Source organism: Streptomyces sp. NPDC002044 (assembly GCF_040296725.1).
Classification (GTDB): domain Bacteria; phylum Actinomycetota; class Actinomycetes; order Streptomycetales; family Streptomycetaceae; genus Streptomyces; species Streptomyces antarcticus.
Genome location: NZ_JBEOXU010000317.1, coordinates 1 through 1,774 on the forward strand (window position 1 = coordinate 1; position 1,774 = coordinate 1,774).

The 1,774-nt window shown below is 73.3% G+C and carries 2 protein-coding genes; one reads left to right on the plus strand and one right to left on the minus strand.

Annotation, left to right across the window (positions count from 1 at the left end; all coding sequences use genetic code 11):
* Window positions 1-188: 188 nt before the first annotated feature.
* Window positions 189-794 (minus strand): helix-turn-helix domain-containing protein, encoded by a 606-nt coding sequence (locus tag ABT106_RS31885; protein ID WP_351284530.1) that lies wholly within the window; start codon window positions 792-794, stop codon window positions 189-191.
* Window positions 795-1,035: 241 nt separating this feature from the next.
* Here ABT106_RS31885 and ABT106_RS31890 point away from each other — a divergent pair, with 241 nt between their 5' ends.
* Window positions 1,036-1,704 (plus strand): hypothetical protein, encoded by a 669-nt coding sequence (locus ABT106_RS31890; RefSeq protein WP_351284533.1) that lies wholly within the window; start codon window positions 1,036-1,038, stop codon window positions 1,702-1,704.
* Window positions 1,705-1,774: the final 70 nt, after the last annotated feature.

Genomic DNA, 1,774 nt, shown 5'->3' on the forward strand with positions numbered 1-1,774 from the left:
CGGCGGGTAGGCGCGCGGGTAAGGTCTGCGGCTGTGAGTGGACGAAACACAGCGCTGACGCCCCCGGCCGACGCCGCCGCACCGGTCCGGCACCCGGGTGACCGCGCGCGACCGGGCGACGGCCCCTGGCGACGGCGACCGGCTACGGATGGCCCGTCACGAGGTGGCGGCCGCCTCCGGGCGGGCCGTCAGGCAGCTCCGCCGGGGCGCGGCTCCGGCCGGGGGCGGGCGCGGAGGTGGGCACGCTCGCCCTGGGTGCCGAACAGGCTGAGGAACTCGACCGGTTCGGCGTCGCAGGCGCCGAACCAGTGGGGCACCCGGGTGTCGAACTCGGCCGCCTCGCCCGGTGCGAGCACGAGGTCCTTGTCCCCGAGCACGAGCCGCAGTCGCCCGTTGAGGACGTACAGCCACTCGTAGCCCTCGTGGGTCTTCGCGTCCGGCACCCGACGGCGGCTGCCGGCCGGGATCACCAGCTTGTACGCCTGGATGCCGCCGGCCCGGCGGGTCAGGGGCACCATCGTCATGCCGTGACGGCTGACCGGGCGCAGGTGGACACGCGGATCTCCGGTGGGCGGTGCGCCCACGAGTTCGTCGAGGGTGACGCCGTAGGCCCGGGCCAGGGGGAGCAGCAGTTCGAGATTGGGCCTGCGGGTACCGGACTCCAGCCGGGACAGGGTGCTCACCGAGATGCCCGTCGTCACCGACAGCTCGGCCAGCGTCGTCTCGCGCTGCCGGCGCAGGCCGCGCAGCCGGGGTCCGACCGCGTCGAGCGCGTGGTCGATGTCGTCGTCCATACGAGCAGATTGCCATATCGGCAACGGGTCTTGCCGTGTCGGAGCGGGCGTCCACGGGATCGCCCGGGGTGCGCCGCCCCGGGGGCGCCCGGCGGCGAACTGGACAAGTCCTCACCGCTCAGACGACGATGCACTCTGAATGAGTGCCGCGGGCAGTGCCGGGGGGCGGACCGCAAGACACACACCTCTCCTCCGCGTGCGTGCCGTGCGTCCCCGCACTTCCACGGAGGAACACCCCGAGATGAGCTACGGCAACCCGAACAACCCCTACGGCGACCAGCCCCAGCCCCCGCAGGGGCAGCCCGGTTACGGCTACCCGCCCCAGCCCCCGCAGGGCCAGCCCGGATACGGCTACCCGCCCCAGGGCCCGCCGGGCGGATACGCCTACCCGTCCCAGCAGGGATACCCCGGCGGACCGGCCGGATACCCGGGGGCGCACATGGAGATGCCCGGAGGCGCGAAGGGGGCCCGCGTCATCCTCTTCATCCTGGGCAGCCTGCAGGGGCTGGGCGGCCTGTTCGCCATCCTCGGCGGCGCGCTCTTCGCCTCCGCGTTCTCGGGCTCGTCCAGCTCGTCCACGAGCGAGGCGGGCGCCATCGCCGGAGGCGTCATCATCGCCGTGGGCATCATCTGCCTCGCCCTGGCGCTGTGGCCCTTCCTGACGGCACTCAAGATGAGCAAGGGCCGCAACGGAGTTCGCGTCTCCGGCATCGTCTACGGCTCGCTCCAGGCCCTCTTCGCCGGGCTCGGCCTGCTCGCCAACCTGGCCGCGCTCGGCTCCGACGCGCACACACCGGTCGGCGCCGCCATCCTCTCCGTGCTGATCGGGCTGATCTTCCTCGGCCTCGGCGTCTGGGTGATCGTGGGCCTCGCCAAGGCCGGCGACTACTTCCGGCGCCCGAACTTCTGAACCCCGTACACCTCCGGCGAAGGCCGCGTCCCGCATCGCCGCGGACGCGGCCTTCGCCGTAGGCGCGTGC